This is a genomic window from Actinomycetospora flava, assembly GCF_037400335.1.
In the GTDB taxonomy this organism is placed as follows: Bacteria; Actinomycetota; Actinomycetes; order Mycobacteriales; family Pseudonocardiaceae; genus Actinomycetospora; species Actinomycetospora flava.
Window position 1 is genome coordinate 87,893 of the sequence record NZ_JBBEGM010000008.1, and the last position, 14,935, is coordinate 102,827.

Here is a 14,935-nt window from a genome sequence, read left to right on the forward strand (position 1 = left end):
ATCACGGGATCGGTGCTCCTCGGGCCTCGCGGTGGTCGCCGGCGGGGTCGGCCGGACGGCCCCCGCCACGTCTGGTGGATCCATCTTCCGGGTGCGCGCCGACGCCCACGCCGGAGTCGCCCGGTCGGGCGGTGCCGTCCGGGGCGCGGCCGGCGGGGTAGCGCTCCCGGACCCGCTGCGCCTCCGCGGCGAACGCCTCGACGCTGCGGTGCCGGCGGGCGGGGTCGGCGTCGGTGGCGCGGGCGAGCAGCGCCACCAGGTCCGGGTCGTCGCGCAGGACCGGCACGCCCGCGGGGTCCGGCAGGCGCAGGGCGTGGTTGCGCAGGTGGTCGAAGTCGGCGAGCAGCACCGCGAGCGTGCGTCCGAGCGCGAAGACCTCGGAGGCCACCGAGGGGCCGGGGCCGCCGGGGTGGATCTCGGGCGCCACGAAGCCGGTGGTGGACCACACGTCGCTGTGCCGGTCCTCGACGCGCCGGACGCTGCCCAGGTCGAGCACGGTGATGCCGTGGGGCCCGCGCAGCAGGTTGCTGGGGTTCAGGTCGGCGTGCAGCAGGCCGTGCCGGTGCAGCGCGGCGACCGGGGGCACCGCGCCGAGCACGGCGTCGAGCGCGTCGGCGGGCGGGACGGGCCGGGACGCGGAGAGCACCTCGCCGGGCACGTGGTCGAGCACGAGCAGGCGCACCGCGCCGTCCCGCCCGTCGGCGTGGACGACGTCGCGGGCGTGCACGAGGCCGGGCACGTCGAGGGCGAGCAGCACCTCGGTCTCGTCGACCGCCAGCGCGCCGGCGGCGGGCCCGTCGGGGCCCTCGAGCCTGCCGAGGACGACCAGCGCGCCGTCGTGCCCGCGCGTGGCGGTGTACGACCAGCCCCGCGCGCCGCGCACCAGCGGGGCGCGCACCCGGTAGCGGTCGGCGCGCCCGGCGAGCTCGGTGCCCGTCGCGATGTCCGGCCGGACGTCGTACGCGGCGCCGCACCACGGGCACGTGCCGCGCTCCGGCCCCGGCCGGCCCGAGCGGCCCCGGCCCACGGGCCCGTCGCAGCGCGCGCAGAAGCGCGCCTGCTCGGGGACCGGAGGACCGCTGGTCCCCGGGCCGGGTCCGTCCATGCCGTTGTCCGCCGTTCCGCGCCGTTCCGCGCTGTTCTGCCGGTGTCTGGTGAACCATCGTGTCATCGCCGTGCGCGCGACCGCTCTCCGCCGTCGGACGTGGATCATCAGCGGCCGGAGGACACTCCTCCGTCCGGGTGGCGAGCGACACCCGCTCGGCTCAGGTGCACGTCGATCAGGGTTTCCGGGAGCGCTCTCGGGGAGGGTGCCCGGGCCGATCGGGCCGTGGCCTGCCATGCTGTCGCGGCACCGAAGCCGATCGGGGGGTTGGGTGCCGCGCCTAACAGCAGGCCCGGCGCGCGGCCTTCCGCGCGAGAAAGTCCGGAGGTCGTGCCGTGAGCGCCACCGACGACGCCGAGCGTCCCGTCGGATCCCCCGTGGGATCCGACGAGCTGACCGGGGACCGGTCCGCCCAGCACCGCCGGCCGGAGGCCGACGACTTCGCCGACCGGGGCAGCATGCCCGGCCCGGGGGCCTCGACGCCCGCCGCCACGCCGGGCGGACCCGGATCCGACACGACGGCGCCGACGCCCACGAGCACCTCGGGCGCTGCGGGCACCTCGGTCACCGCGGGCACCTCCGACGCCTCGTCCATCTCCGACGCGGCGGCCGAGGCGGAGCGCGCCCTGGCGCAGGCCGCGCGCGACGCCGAGCAGGCGGTACGCGACGCGCACACCGACGGCACCCAGGCCGTGGAGAAGGGCTTCGCCGACGCCCAGCGCGCCACCGAGCGCGCCTACGAGGAAGCCGCGGCGAAGAACGACCGGCTGTCCTGATCCCCCGGCCCTCTCGCCGGACCAGGTCGCGTCGTCGTCCTCCGGCGACGCGCGTGGTCCGGCGACCGAGGTCGCTCCGCGCACGAGGCAGGTGAGACATGGCGGTCCAGGTCCGCATCACCGCGGACGGCCTCGTCGTGCGCTTCACCGGCACCGACCGCGTGTGGGCCTGCCGCCGCGGCGTCTACCTGCCGCTGAGCCGCGTGCTGCTCGCCCGGCCCATGGCGCGGCGTGACGCGGTGACCGCGAGCCCCCGGGTCCACCTGCCCGGGGTCAGCGTGCCGCGGGTGCTGCGCGCCGGCTCGTACGGCGTCGGGGAGCGCCGCCAGCTCTGGATGGTGCGCCGGGCGGAGCGCCTGCTCGCGATCTACCTGCGCGGCGACCCGTACCACCGGGTCGTCGTCGAGGTCGCCGACCCGGAGGAGACGAGCCGGACGATCAACGACGCGCTGCCCCCGCGTCGGCTGCCTGCTTGATCGGGTCGAGCTCCGCTCCGCTTCGTCTCCCTGCTTGATCGGGTCGAGCTCCGCTCCGCTTCGTCTCCCTGCTTGATCGGGTCGAGCTCCGCTCCGCTTCGTCTCCCGCCTAGAGGGTGTCGGCGACCAGCGGCGCCAGCAGCATGTCCGGGTTGTTCTGGGCGACGGCCTGCAGGCGCCACTTGTGCGGGAACAGCGCCAGCAGCTCGCCGTCGAGGCGCCGCGTGAGGACCTCGATGCCCACGGCGCCCTTGAGTCCCGCGGCGCCGGACTCGTCGGTGCGGCGCGCGAGCGTGTAGTCGAGGCGGTCGAGCTTCACCGGGGCGCCGAACTCGTCGGCCAGGCGGGCCGACACGACCTCGAACTGCAGCGGGCCGACCGCGGCCAGCACCGGCGCCTGGTCGCCGCGCAGGTCGGAGGACAGCACCTGGATGACGCCCTCGGAGTCGAGCTGCTCGATGCCCTTGCGGAACTGCTTGGTCTTCGACATGTCGGCCACCCGGCAGACGGCGAAGTGCTCGGGGGCGAAGCTCGGGATGGTCGGGAACGTGACCGGCTCCTCGGCCCACAGGGTGTCCCCGGGCCGCAGGGCGGTCGCGTTGACGAGCCCGACGATGTCGCCCGGGAACGCCTCCTCGATCGTCGAGCGGTCGCGCCCGAACATCGCCTGCGCGTACTTGGTGGCGAACGGGCGCCCGGTGGCGTCGTGGGTGAGCACCATGCCGCGCTCGAAGCGTCCCGAGCAGATCCGCACGAACGCGACGCGGTCGCGGTGCGACTTGTCCATCGAGGCCTGCACCTTGAACACCAGCCCCGAGAACGGGGCGTCGACCGGGCGCGGCTCGCCCTTCTGGTCGGGCCGCGGCCCGGGCGGCGGCGCCAGCTCGACCAGCGCGTCGAGCAGGCGGGCCACGCCGATGTTCGACAGCGCCGAGCCGAACATGACCGGCGTCGCGGTGCCGGCGTGGAAGGCCGCCATCGCCTCGTCGCTGCCGAACCCGGCGCCGATCTCGTCGAGCAGCGCGAGCTCCTCGGTGGCGCGCTCCCAGTCCGGGCCCTCCTCGGCGGCGGCGCGCTCGGCCTCGAGCACCTCGGAGGTCGCCTTGGAGGCACCGTGCGCGGCCCGCGTGAAGCGGTGCATGGTGCCGTCGGCGCGCTCGACGAGGCCGTGCAGGTCGCCGGCGATGCCCACCGGCCACGTGATCGGCATCGGGCGCAGGCCGATCGTCTGCTCGACCTCGTCGACCAGCTCGAGCGCCTCGCGGCCCGGGCGGTCCCACTTGTTGACGAACGTCAGCACCGGCACGCCCCGGTCGCGGCAGACGTCGAAGAGCTTGAGGGTCTGGGGCTCGAGGCCCTTGGCGGCGTCGAGCAGCATCACGGCGGCGTCGACGGCGGCGAGCACCCGGTAGGTGTCCTCGGAGAAGTCGCCGTGGCCGGGGGTGTCGAGCAGGTTGATGACCTGGTCGCGGTAGGCGAACTGGAGCACCGCGGAGGTCACCGAGATGCCCCGCTCGCGCTCCATGTCCATCCAGTCGGACGTGACGCCCTTGCGCCCGCCCTTGCCGTGCACCGCGCCCGCCGCCGAGATGACCTCGGCGTGCAGGGCCAGCGCCTCGGTGAGGGTGGACTTGCCGGCGTCCGGGTGGCTGATCACGGCGAACGTGCGGCGGCGCTGCGCCTGCGTCCCGGGATCCTCGGCCGTTCCCTCGCCGGTGGACGGGGCCGACACCGCGGTCATGCTGTTCCTCCCGCAGTCGTTGTCCCTCGGGGCCGTTCACGTCGAACGCCCGCGATCGAGGGTACGGCGGCGCTCAGCCCGCCGGCGTCAGCGCCCGCAGCGGCTCGGCGAGCTCGGTCGTGAAGTGCTCGAAGAACCCGTCGACGTCGGTGCCCGCGTTGATCAGCGCGAGGTGGTCGTAGCCCGCGTCGACGAACGGCTGGGCCGCCGCGAGCTGGGTCGTCACCTCGGGCCCGCACCCGAACGCCTGCCGCATGTCCTCGGTGGTGACGTAGGCGGTCGCGGCGTCGAAGTTCACCGGGTTCGGCAGCTCGGACTGCACCTTCCAGCCGGTGACGCCGAAGCGGAACAGCCGGCGCGCCGACTCCGCGCCCTCCTGCTCGGTCGGCGCGTACGCCAGCGGCACCTCGCAGTACCGCGGTCCCTGCCCGCCGGCCGCGGTGAAGGCCTCGACGAGGTCGGTGCGCGGCTCGGTGGTGAAGATGCCGTCACCGAGCTCCGCGGCGAGCTGCGAGGCCCGCGCGCCGCCGGTGGCGACGACGATCCTCGGCAGCTCGTCGGGGAGGTCGAAGACCCGCGCGTCCTCGAGCGTGAGGTGCCGGCCCTCGTAGCTCTGGTACCCGCCCTGCCACAGCAGCCGGATGATCTCCAGCGACTCGCGGAACATCTGGTGCCGCACGTGCACCGCGGGCCAGCCCTGCCCGACCACGTGCTCGTTGAGCCGCTCGCCGGACCCGACGCCGAGGGTGAAGCGGCCGTCGGCGAGCAGCTGGGTGGTCGCGGCGGCCTGGGCGATGATGGCCGGGTGGTAGCGGATGAACGGGCAGGTCACGCCGGTGGCCAGCTCGATCCGCTCCGTCTTCGCGGCCATCGCGGCGAGCATCGACCACGCGAACCCCGAGTGCTGCTGCTCGGAGACCCACGGGTGGTAGTGGTCGGAGATCTCGACGAAGTCGAAGCCCGCCTCCTCGGCGCGCACGCACTGGCGCACCATCTCGGCGGGCGAGTAGGCCTCGGCGATCAGCTTGTAACCGATCTTCACGGACGGACACCTCCGGGGTCGGGGGAACGACCCGCCGGGTGTTCCCGATCGGTCCCGGAATCCACGCGGGCGCAGGCGTAACGCCGCTCTCCCGGCGGACGACAGACAGGGTGGCCCCGCGGGGCGGCGGACCCCCGACCCGCCGTCCCGCGGGCCTTCACCGTTCCGGCCCCGGCTGTGTCAGCGTGGCGGCCACGCTGACGTCGAACGTCAGCGGATCCCCCACGATCACCAGGGGCGCGACTCAGTTGGCCCCGGCGCCGTCCAGCGGCTTGTCGGGCTCGATGCGGGGCATGTTGCCCCCGCCGCCACCGCCGCCGCCCGAGTCGGGCTCGACCCAGATCGTCACGGCCTCGCCGGCCGGCACCCGCGTGCCCGGCTCGGGCTGCTGGGCCGTCACCGTGCCCTCGACCGTGGGCGGGGTGTCGGGGTCCGGGTCGACGGCCACCACCCGGGCGGCCATCGCGACCTCGTGGGCCTGCGCCGCCGGCAGCCCCACGAGCGCGGGCACGAGCACCAGCTCGGGTGTCCTCATGCGCAGGGACGGTAGCCAGCTCACGGTGGCCGGTGCCACCACAGCCGCACCCGCGTGCCCGCCGCCTCCCGCTGCAGGTCGTGGCCGTCGGTGACACCGGAGAGCAGCAGCAGGCCGCGCCCCCGGTGCCCGGGGTCGTCGGGCGGCGGCTGCCAGCCCCCGCGGTCGGAGACGGCGATCTCGAGCCACGGCTGGTCGGCCGGGCCCGACACCGCGAGCCGGGCGGTCACGTCCACGGGCCCGGTACCCCCGGGATAGGCGTGGTCGACGACGTTGGTGAGTGCTTCGTAGAACGCGGTCGCCACGTCCTCCAGACGCGCGGTCAGCGCGGCCTCCGAGGTGTCCCCGGAGGCCTCCGCGGTGGCGCGCACCCAGTCGACGAGGTCGGTCCGCAGCGCCCGCAGATCCTGGGCGCGGACCACCTCGTGGGCGACCTCGTGCACCACGCAGCGTGTCTCGGTCCCCGCCGTGCCGTGCATGGTCGGAGGGTCGACCGTCCCGGCCCGGTCGAATCATCGCGTGCGGGGGACCCGGTGTGTACACGGTGTGAAGCCGTCGTCACCCGGAGCCGCCCGCGGCTCCGTCCGGCGGCCCGGCATGATGGGCCGCCCGGCGCAACCGGGCGTTCGGGGACGGCAGGAGTGGCACATGGCACGGACGCACGCCCGGCCCGGCTCGCCCACGTCCGGCCGCCTCCGGCGGCGGGCGCGCGGTCTGCTCGTCGTGGCCGCCGCGGCGCTCGCGGTCGCCGGGTGCACGGGAGGCCCGGAGCCGGCGGTGCCCCCGATCCCGATGTCGTCGACGACCCCGTCGGCCTCCGCCGCGCCGCCGCCCCCCGACCCGAGCGGCGTGGCGCGGTTCGTCCCCTGCCGCGGGGATCTGCAGTGCGCGTCCGTGTCGGTCCCGGTCGACTACGCGAACCCGGCCGGGCCCACGATGCCGATCGCCATCGCCCGGCGGCCGGCGACCGACCAGGCCGCCAAGCTCGGCGTGCTGCTCGTCAACCCCGGCGGGCCCGGCGGGTCGGGCATCGAGATCGTCCAGGCGGGCGTGCTGCCCCCGGAGGTCACCGACCGCTTCGACGTCATCGGCTTCGACCCGCGCGGCGTCGGCGACAGCACCGGCCTGCAGTGCCCCCTCGGCCCGGACACCCCGTACTTCGGCGACCCCGACCCGGGTGACCCGGCCGACGAGGCCGCCACGAACGACGCGGTCGACCGGTACGACGCGGCGTGCGGCGAGCGCTACCGCGACCTGCTGCCCCACCTCGGCACCCGCAACGTCGCGCGCGACATGGACCGCATCCGCGAGGCCCTGGGCGAGGACCGCATCAACTACCTGGGCTTCTCCTACGGCACCTCGATCGGCCAGACCTACGCCCAGCTGTTCCCGACCCGCCTGCGCGCGATCGTGCTCGACGGCGTGGTCGACGTGAGCAAGCCGGGCCTGGACTCCGCGCAGGCCGAGAGCTTCGAGAACTCGCTGCGCCAGTTCGACGCCGCGTGCCGCACCGACCCGCGCTGCCCGGTGCGCGCCGACCCGATCGGCACCCTCGACCGCGTGCGCGCCCGCGTCACCGCCGCCCCGCTGCCGGTGGCCGGCACGACGCCGCTCTCGGCCGGCCTGCTCGAGATCGGCGTCGTCTACCCGCTCTACAGCACGACCAGCTGGCCCCAGCTCGCCCAGGCGCTCGCGGCCGCCGACCGCGGCGACGGCACCCCGATGCGCGCGCTCGCGACCGCCTACTTCCGGGGCAGCAACTCCGACACCTACAACGCGGTGACCTGCCTGGACAACGCGTGGCCCACCGAGGATGCGCAGGTGTTCGCGGCCTCCCGCGCCACCGAGCTGCGCGCCCCGCACTTCTCGGGCAACGTGCTCGTCAGCGGCCTGACCTGCGCCGACTGGCCGGCACCGCAGCAGCCGCTGACCCCGCTGGAGAACTACACCGGCCCGCCGATGCTCATCCTGGGCACCACGAACGACCCGGCCACCCCGTACCAGAACAGCGTGGCCCTGGCCGGACGCCTGCCGGGCTCGGCGCTGCTGACCTACCGCGGCGACGGCCACACCGTCTACACCAACGGCGTCCCGTGTGTCGACGACGCCGTGAACCGCTACCTCGTCGAGGGGACCCTCCCGCCCCCGAACACGACCTGCTAACAAGGTCCGTGACCCGCCCGACGCCCCGCCTCTTCGCCCGCCGCTCCTGGCCGGAGACCAGCCGGATCGGCGACATCCTGCGGCGCGAGACGGTCGGCGGGGTCCTGCTCCTCGTCGGCGCCGCGGTGGCGCTGGTCTGGGCCAACTCGCCGTGGCGCGACGCGTACACGGCGCTCTCGGAGCTGACGGTCGGCCCGGCGTCCCTGCACCTGGACCTGGACCTCGCGACCTGGGCCGCCGACGGCCTGCTCGCGATCTTCTTCTTCGTCGCGGGCCTCGAGCTCAAGCGCGAGTTCGTGGCGGGCGACCTGCGCGAGCCCGCCCGGGCGCTCCTGCCGGTCGCCGCCGCGGTCGGCGGCATGATCGCGCCGGCGATCCTCTACACCGCGATCAACCTCGGCGGTGACGGCCTCGCGGGCTGGGCGATCCCGACCGCCACCGACATCGCGTTCGCGCTCTCCGTGCTCGCGATCATCGGCTCGTGCCTGCCCGACGCGCTGCGCACGTTCCTGCTCACGCTGGCGGTGGTCGACGACCTGCTCGCCATCACGATCATCGCGCTCTTCTACACCGAGCGGCTCGCGATCGGCCCGCTGCTGCTCGCCCTGCTGCCGCTCGCGGCGTTCACCGTCCTCGTCCAGCGGCGCGTCCGCTCGTGGTGGCTGCTGCTCCCGCTCGCCGCGCTCACCTGGGTGCTCGTCCACGAGTCCGGGGTCCACGCGACCGTCGCCGGGGTGCTGCTCGGGTTCGCGGTGCCGGTGGTCCGCCGCCGGGAGGGACCCGGTCCCGGGCTGGCCGAGCACTTCGAGCACCGCTGGCGCCCCCTGTCCGCCGGCGTGGCGGTGCCGGTCTTCGCGTTCTTCGCGTCCGGCGTGACCGTCGTCGGCGGCGGGCACGGCGCGGCCTTCACCGACCGGGTCACCATCGGGATCGTCGTCGGCCTCGTGGCCGGCAAGGTCGTCGGCATCACGGGCGCGACGTGGATCGTGCAACGGGTGACGCGTGCGCGACTGTCGGAGGACCTCGCCTGGAGCGATGTCTTCGGGCTGTCGCTGCTCGCCGGCATCGGCTTCACGGTGTCCCTGCTCATCGGCGAGCTCGCCTTCGGCACCGGCAGCGCGGCGGACGACCACGTGAAGATCGGTGTCCTGACGGCCTCGCTGCTCGCCGCCGCCCTCGCGACGGTGGTGCTGCGCCACCGGAACCGCGTGTACCGGCGGATCCAGGAGCGCGAGCGTGCCGACGCGGACGCCGACGGTGTGCCCGACGTGTACGAGGAGGACGCCCGCGAGCGCGGCGAGTGAGCCTGCTCGCCGCGCGTCGCAGCGCGTTGGGCCGATGGCGGCGTGCGGGTGCGGCCGTGCAGAGCCAAGCGGGTGGCGTCGCGGGTGTCGGCCTTGCCGGGGCGTGAGTCGGGCCGCACCCTCGCCGCATGACCGGACCGGCGGACCGCGCCGCCCGCAGCACCTCCGGCCGACGTCGGGGCACGCGCGTCGTCCGGCCCGTCGAGCCCGTGCCGCCGCTGCCGCCCGAGGAGCCCCCGCCCGGCATCGACCGCGAGGCCCTCTCGCGCACCATCGCGATGGTCAACGACAAGGGCGGCGTCGGGAAGACCTCGCTCGTCGCGAACCTCGCAGGACAGTTCGCCGCGGCCGGCTACCGGTGCCTGCTCGTCGACCTCAACCGCCAGGCCAACCTCGCCGACGACCTCGGCTTCCGCGACGGTCCCGCCGACGACCGCGGCGCCGGCCTGCTCGTGTCGGTGGTGGCGGGGACACCGCTGCGGCCGGTCGAGGGCGTGCGCCCCGGGCTCGACGTCGTCGCGGGCGGGGCGCGGCTGGTGGACCTCGTGCCGCTGATGGTCTCCCGCGTGCAGGAGCAGGGGCGCGAGGCGTTCCTCGCCCTCGCCGAGGTCCTGGCGCCTGTCGCCGGGGACTACGACCTCGTGTTCGTCGACTGCCCGCCCGAGACGACGATCCTCACCGACCTCGCGCTCGCCGCGGCCCGCTGGGTGCTCATGCCGACGAAGTCCGACGGCGGCGGGCTGGTCGGGATGCGCCTGGTCGGCGAGCGCTTCGCCCTGGCCCGCGAGCTCAACCCCGACCTCGGGCTGCTCGGCGCCGTGCTGTTCGCGACCGGGTCGCGGTCCCGGGTCGTGCACGCCGAGGTCCGCGAGGCCGTCGAGGAGGCGTTCGGCGGGCACTCGCCGCTGTTCACCACGTCGATCCGCCACGCCGAGCGCACCGCCCAGGACGCCCGCCGCCTCGGCCGGCTCGCGCACGAGCTCGAGCAGGAGGTGGCCGCGCAGCCGGCGTGGTGGGCGGCCCTGCGCGAGGGCGGCACCGGCGCGCGCCGCCTGTCGCCTACCGCCGCCAGCGTCGCCGGCGACTACCGCGACCTCGGCGTGGAGCTGCTCACGCTCCTGCGCGCCACCGAGGAGTCCACGAGCCAGGACGTCCGCCCCGAGCAGGAGGCCACCCCGTGACCGCCGAGCCGAACTTCGCCGCCGACCGGTCCGCCCGCGCCGATCGCTCCGATCGCTCCGACCGCGATGATCGCGACGACCTCAGCAGCGCGTTCGGGCGTCCCGCGACGTCGAGCCTGCGCGGACTCCTGCCCCCGCGCCCGCGGCGCAGCACCGAGCACCTCATCGAGGTCCCGGACGACGTCGTGGAGACGGTCGACGCGGAGCCGGCCGACGCCGCCGTCGCCGAGGAGCCCGCGCCGGAGAGCCCGGCCCCCGACCCGGCCCCGGCGGCTCCCGCGGACGCCGTGCCGGCTCCGCGGACGCGCCGTCGCGACGCGGCCGCGGCGGGTGGGGAGCGGTCGGCGCCGCCCGCCGCGGGCGTCGCCAACCGACGCTGGGGCACGGTGCGGCTCGCGTCCCGGGAGCACGTCGAGCTGCTCGTCCTCGTCGCCCTGCGCCGCGGTCCGGCGGACGGCCGCGAGCTCGCGGCCCGCCTGCGCGAGGACAGCGGCGGCGGGCTCGTGCCGCCGCCGACGACCGTGCAGCGAACTCTTCATCACCTCGCCCGCCACGGACTCGTGGCCCGCGACGAGGGCAACGATCGGCGTTTTCGGCTCACTCCTCTCGGAACTCGGATAGGCCGCGCGCGCGTTCGCGCATGGCACGCGATGCGCCGTGCCGTGGACTCCGTCGTGCGCGCCGCCGACGAGAACTGACCCTCCTTTCACACCCGGCGTCCGGCGTCCGGCGGTTGCGGCGTTCCGCCTACCCGTGGTGCCGTGGAACGGTCGCACCGCTGACCCCGGTCGACCGAGGGGCTCGACGTACCGTTGCCGCCCGCCCGTGATGCCGCTCTGTCGTCACGTGCTCGCTCGGCGTACGAGGGTGGCGCATTCGGTGCAGCTATGCGTAGCATTCTGAGGAATCGTTGATCGGCATTCGGGTGTCAGGTTTTGAGCATTCGAATGACGGCCGAACGCGTGACCTTGCTTCGTGCTGTCGTGATCGACAATTGGGTCGATCGGCCCACCGACAATTTGATCTTTGCGGTCTAGCGCTTTCCCGAACGACGCGCTGTAATGTCCGGCCCTGATGGCGGCGGGCTGTGGTCCACCGCACTGGTGAGACCAAATCCGTTCGGAGGTGCACGGTGCCCGGAACCGGCCTGAAATTGGCCCTCGCGGTCATCGGCGGCTATCTGTTGGGCCGTACGAAGAAGATGAAGCTCGCGATCATGCTGGGCGGTGCTCTCGCCGGAAAGAAGATCTCGACCGACCCGGCCGCGATCCTCGGGCAGGTGTCGAAGCTGGTCCAGGCGTCGCCCGAGCTGCAGAAGCTCGACAGCGCCGTGCGCGGCCGCCTGCTCGAGGCGGGCAAGGACGCGGCCCTCGCGGTCGCGAGCTCCCGCATGGAGGCGCTGACGGACAACCTCGTCAACCGCGTCGAGAACCTCGGCAAGCCGGCGACCGAGGCCGCCGGCGCCGCGGGCCAGGCCGTGGGCGAGACCGCCGGTGCGGCCGGCGACGCCGTCGGTCAGGCCGGCGGGGCGGTCGGCGACACGGTCGGGGGCGTGGCCTCCACCGCGGGCGGTGCCGTCGGCGACACGGCGCGCGGGCTCTCCGGGCGTGGGCGTCGCTCGAAGGCCGACAAGGCCGAGGACGCCTCGGGTGACGAGGGTGTCGACGTCGCGGAGGAGACCGCCGACGACGCCGACGACGTGGAGGCCGACGAGGCCGACACCCAGGACGCCGAGCCCCAGCCGGCCGCGGCGACGTCGGGCTCCTCGGGCTCCGGCGGTCGCCGGCGCTCGACGAAGTCGTCCGGCTCCTCGAGCAGCTCCTCGGGCGGCTCGGGCCAGGAGCGCCGCCGGCGCTCGACGTCCTCGGACGAGGGCTCCTCCTCCTCGAGTTCCGCCTCGCGCTCGGGCAACGGCTCGACGCGCCGGAGCGGTGCGAGCGGCAAGTCCCGGTCGTCCTCGTCCTCCTCCGAGGGCAGCGGGTCGCGCAGCCGCGCGACGGCCGGCTCCGGCACCCGACGGACGGCGGCGAAGCGCGATGACTGAGGCCGCCACGGACGTCGCGTCGAACGGCCACCGACCCGACACCGACGCCGGGTCGCTGACCGACATGCTGCCGACGGACCGCCTCAAGCAGGCCGCGATGACGCTGCTGAAGGCGGCCACCGACAAGGCGGTCTCCTCGGCGCTCGACCAGGTCGAGGGCCTGACCAACAAGCTCACCGACGTCGCGGAGAACCCGAGCGTCGGTCTGCAGTCCGCGCTCGGCGCGGGCTCGTCGATGCTGCAGGGCGGGAGCGGCGTCGGCGGTGCGCTGAAGGGCGGCTTCTCCGCCGTGAAGGACAAGGTCACGGGAGCGCTCGGCATGGGCGACGACGACGACGACAGTGACGAGAGCGGCAGCGGCAGCGGCGGTGGCAACACCAGCGGTCGCGGCAAGTTCAAGTTCATGAACATCTACGAGGTCCAGGACGTCGGGGTGCCGCTGCGCGTCGCCTACGACCAGTGGACGCAGATGGCCGACTTCCCGAGCTTCATGAAGAAGGTCGAGACGGTCAACCAGGAGTCCGACGAGAAGGTCACCTGGACCGCGAAGGTGTTCTGGTCGCGGCGCTCGTGGGAGACCACGATCCGCGAGCAGGTGCCCGACAGCCACATCCTGTGGGTCTCGTCGGGGGCCAAGGGGTCCGCGGACGGCATCGTGACGTTCAGCGAGCTCGCGCCGAACCTCACGCGCATCGTCCTGATCATGGAGTACTACCCCCAGGGCTTCTTCGAGAAGACGGGGAACCTCTGGCGGGCCGTCGGGCGCCGGGCGCGGCTCGAGTTCAAGCACTTCTGCCGCCACGTCATGATGGACACCCTCATCAATCGCGAGGAGCTCGAGGGCTGGCGCGGCGAGATCCGCGACAGCGAGGTCGTCAAGACCCACGAGGAGGCCCTCGAGGAGGAGCAGCGCGCCTCCGAGGAGGACGGCGACTACGAGGACGAGCTGCCCGAGGACGAGCTCGAGGACGACGCCGAGGACGAGGACGACGACCTCGTGGCGGAGGACGACGAGTACGACGACGACCTCGAGGACGACGACGAGGACGCGGACGGCGAGCTCGACGAGGACCTCGACGACGACGTCGAGGACGACCTCGACGAGGTGGACGACGAGCTCGAGGACGAGCCCGAGGACGCCGCCGACGACGAGGCCGAGGACGCCGCCGAGGCGGACGAGCCCGACGAGGACGAGCGTCCCCGCCGCCGCTCGCGCCGCCAGCGCACCCCGGCCTGATCCGGCCCGACGACCCCAGCACCCCGGTTGAGACCGCAGCCGGGCCGACCGTCACACGACCCGTTCCCGGCGCCGGCACCGGCCGGCGCCGCACCCCGTCGTTCTAGAGAGGGGGCACGGTGACCGTCAGCCAACGGCAAGGCGGAGGCGTGCAGAAGGAGCCGCAGGGCGGCCTGGCCGAGGTCCTCGACCTGATCCTGGACAAGGGCCTGGTCATCGACGCGTTCGTGAAGGTGTCGCTGGTCGGGATCGAGATCCTCACCATCGACGCCCGCATCGTGGTCGCCAGCGTCGACACCTACCTGCGGTTCGCCGAGGCGACCAACCGTCTGGACCTGCACGCCAAGGGCGGCAAGGACCTGAGCGAGGTCGTCGGCGGCATGACCGAGGGCGCCACGCAGGGCGGCGCGAAGGGCAAGACCAAGGGCGTGCTCGACGCCGGCAAGGAGAAGTGGGACGAAGTGCGCGGTGAGCGCCAGAGCCGCCGTGAGCAGGCGTGAAGGAGGCCGGCGTGACCACCACCGAGGACTCCACCAAGGGCTCGCAGACCAGCGCCCGGGCGTCCTACATCTACGGCATCGTGCCCGCCGGGGTGCGGATCCCCGACGGGCTCGACCCGATCCCCTACGGCGAGGACGGCAACCAGCTCGGCCTCGTCACCGAGGGCAAGCTCGCCGCGGTCGTCAGTGACGTCGCGGCCGACCGCGCCCTGGGGACGCGCAAGGACCTGATGGCGCACGAGGCCGTCCTCAACGCCATCGCGCAGGACACCCCGGTGCTCCCGATGCGCTTCGGGGCCGTCGTCACCGACGACGACGCCGTCGCCGAGGAGCTGCTCGCCCCGCACCAGGACTACTTCGTCCGCGCGCTCGAGCAGCTGAAGGGCCACCTGGAGTTCCGCCTGCGCGGCGACTACGACCAGGACGCGGTGCTGACGCGCATCATCGAGGCCGACCCGCGCATCCAGACGCTGCGGGAGAAGATCGCCGGGGTCGACGAGGACGCCAGCTACTACGACCGCATCAAGCTCGGCGAGGCGATCTCGCAGGCCATGGACCAGCTCCGTGCGGACGATGCGCAGGCCAGCGTCGACGCGCTGTCGAAGTTCGCGGTGGCGACGGAGGTCAAGGAGGCGGGCGGCGAGAACGGTGCCGTGCACCTCGCGTTCCTCATCCGCACCGACCACCGCAGCGACTTCGAGCGGGCGGTCGACGAGCTGGGTGACGCGTGGTCGGGACGGATCGAGCTGCGGCTCATCGGCCCCACCGCGGCCTTCGACTTCCTGCCCGAGTTCGACGCGCCCGACGAGGCCCAGGCCTAGAGGGGCGTGA

15 protein-coding genes are annotated in these 14,935 nt (G+C 74.3%); 10 read left to right on the forward strand and 5 right to left on the reverse strand.

What is annotated here, in order from left to right; all coding sequences use genetic code 11:
• Nucleotide 1: 1 nt before the first annotated feature.
• Complete coding sequence (locus WCD58_RS19255; protein WP_337704681.1) at nucleotides 2-1,105, reverse strand: protein kinase domain-containing protein; 1,104 nt, start codon at nucleotides 1,103-1,105, stop codon at nucleotides 2-4.
• A 335-nt stretch (nucleotides 1,106-1,440) separates the two neighbouring features.
• On the opposite strand from WCD58_RS19255, the gene WCD58_RS19260 reads away from it, so the two are divergent.
• Nucleotides 1,441-1,881, forward strand: a complete 441-nt coding sequence (locus tag WCD58_RS19260) for a hypothetical protein (protein WP_337704682.1) — start codon at nucleotides 1,441-1,443, stop codon at nucleotides 1,879-1,881.
• 98 nt (nucleotides 1,882-1,979) lie between these two features.
• On the forward strand, nucleotides 1,980-2,357 hold the full coding sequence (locus tag WCD58_RS19265; protein WP_337704683.1) for a hypothetical protein: 378 nt from the start codon (nucleotides 1,980-1,982) through the stop codon (nucleotides 2,355-2,357).
• A 109-nt stretch (nucleotides 2,358-2,466) separates the two neighbouring features.
• Here the strand turns inward: WCD58_RS19265 and WCD58_RS19270 are convergent, their stop codons facing one another.
• From WCD58_RS19270 to WCD58_RS19285, 4 genes are all read right to left on the reverse strand, one after another.
• Nucleotides 2,467-4,098 (reverse strand): peptide chain release factor 3, encoded by a 1,632-nt coding sequence (locus tag WCD58_RS19270; RefSeq protein ID WP_337704684.1) that lies wholly within the window; start codon nucleotides 4,096-4,098, stop codon nucleotides 2,467-2,469.
• A gap of 73 nt (nucleotides 4,099-4,171) precedes the next feature.
• Nucleotides 4,172-5,140: a TIGR03557 family F420-dependent LLM class oxidoreductase gene (locus WCD58_RS19275; protein ID WP_337704685.1), complete on the reverse strand. Its 969-nt coding sequence runs from the start codon at nucleotides 5,138-5,140 to the stop codon at nucleotides 4,172-4,174.
• 244 nt (nucleotides 5,141-5,384) lie between these two features.
• Nucleotides 5,385-5,675, reverse strand: coding sequence for a PASTA domain-containing protein (locus tag WCD58_RS19280; protein WP_133826614.1), 291 nt, complete (start codon nucleotides 5,673-5,675; stop codon nucleotides 5,385-5,387).
• Nucleotides 5,676-5,695: 20 nt separating this feature from the next.
• Nucleotides 5,696-6,154: an ATP-binding protein gene (locus WCD58_RS19285; protein WP_337704686.1), complete on the reverse strand. Its 459-nt coding sequence runs from the start codon at nucleotides 6,152-6,154 to the stop codon at nucleotides 5,696-5,698.
• 169 nt (nucleotides 6,155-6,323) lie between these two features.
• On the opposite strand from WCD58_RS19285, the gene WCD58_RS19290 reads away from it, so the two are divergent.
• The 8 genes from WCD58_RS19290 (at nucleotide 6,324) to WCD58_RS19325 (ending at nucleotide 14,925) form a co-directional block, all read left to right on the forward strand.
• A complete protein-coding gene (locus WCD58_RS19290; RefSeq protein WP_337704687.1) occupies nucleotides 6,324-7,838 on the forward strand; it encodes an alpha/beta hydrolase in 1,515 nt (504 codons plus the stop codon).
• An 8-nt stretch (nucleotides 7,839-7,846) separates the two neighbouring features.
• Nucleotides 7,847-9,142 (forward strand): Na+/H+ antiporter NhaA, encoded by a 1,296-nt coding sequence (gene nhaA, locus WCD58_RS19295; protein ID WP_337704688.1) that lies wholly within the window; start codon nucleotides 7,847-7,849, stop codon nucleotides 9,140-9,142.
• A gap of 128 nt (nucleotides 9,143-9,270) precedes the next feature.
• The gene (locus WCD58_RS19300; RefSeq protein WP_337704689.1) at nucleotides 9,271-10,323 is read left to right on the forward strand and encodes a ParA family protein; all 1,053 of its coding nucleotides are present in this window, start codon (nucleotides 9,271-9,273) and stop codon (nucleotides 10,321-10,323) included.
• Nucleotides 10,320-11,021, forward strand: coding sequence for a PadR family transcriptional regulator (locus tag WCD58_RS19305; protein ID WP_337704690.1), 702 nt, complete (start codon nucleotides 10,320-10,322; stop codon nucleotides 11,019-11,021). The genes WCD58_RS19300 and WCD58_RS19305 overlap by 4 nt, the downstream gene beginning before the upstream one ends.
• Nucleotides 11,022-11,455: 434 nt before the next feature.
• Nucleotides 11,456-12,367: a hypothetical protein gene (locus WCD58_RS19310; RefSeq protein ID WP_337704691.1), complete on the forward strand. Its 912-nt coding sequence runs from the start codon at nucleotides 11,456-11,458 to the stop codon at nucleotides 12,365-12,367.
• Nucleotides 12,360-13,604 (forward strand): SRPBCC family protein, encoded by a 1,245-nt coding sequence (locus WCD58_RS19315; RefSeq protein WP_337704692.1) that lies wholly within the window; start codon nucleotides 12,360-12,362, stop codon nucleotides 13,602-13,604. Before WCD58_RS19310 ends, WCD58_RS19315 begins: the two co-directional genes overlap by 8 nt.
• A 149-nt stretch (nucleotides 13,605-13,753) precedes the next feature.
• The gene (gvpJ, locus tag WCD58_RS19320; protein WP_373696251.1) at nucleotides 13,754-14,104 is read left to right on the forward strand and encodes a gas vesicle protein GvpJ; all 351 of its coding nucleotides are present in this window, start codon (nucleotides 13,754-13,756) and stop codon (nucleotides 14,102-14,104) included.
• 11 nt (nucleotides 14,105-14,115) lie between these two features.
• Entirely contained in the window at nucleotides 14,116-14,925 is an 810-nt protein-coding gene (locus WCD58_RS19325) for a GvpL/GvpF family gas vesicle protein (protein WP_337704694.1), read from the forward strand.
• Nucleotides 14,926-14,935: the final 10 nt, after the last annotated feature.

Excerpts from the sequence above, each read along its gene's own strand:
- WCD58_RS19255 (WP_337704681.1), bottom strand. The coding sequence starts at position 1,105 with ATGGACGGACCCGGCCCGGGGACCAGCGGTCCTCCGGTCCCCGAGCAG.
- WCD58_RS19265 (WP_337704683.1), top strand. The coding sequence starts at position 1,980 with ATGGCGGTCCAGGTCCGCATCACCGCGGACGGCCTCGTCGTGCGCTTC.
- WCD58_RS19270 (WP_337704684.1), bottom strand. The coding sequence starts at position 4,098 with ATGACCGCGGTGTCGGCCCCGTCCACCGGCGAGGGAACGGCCGAGGAT.
- WCD58_RS19280 (WP_133826614.1), bottom strand. The coding sequence starts at position 5,675 with ATGAGGACACCCGAGCTGGTGCTCGTGCCCGCGCTCGTGGGGCTGCCG.
- WCD58_RS19285 (WP_337704686.1), bottom strand. The coding sequence starts at position 6,154 with ATGCACGGCACGGCGGGGACCGAGACACGCTGCGTGGTGCACGAGGTC.
- WCD58_RS19290 (WP_337704687.1), top strand. The coding sequence starts at position 6,324 with ATGGCACGGACGCACGCCCGGCCCGGCTCGCCCACGTCCGGCCGCCTC.
- WCD58_RS19300 (WP_337704689.1), top strand. The coding sequence starts at position 9,271 with ATGACCGGACCGGCGGACCGCGCCGCCCGCAGCACCTCCGGCCGACGT.
- WCD58_RS19315 (WP_337704692.1), top strand. The coding sequence starts at position 12,360 with ATGACTGAGGCCGCCACGGACGTCGCGTCGAACGGCCACCGACCCGAC.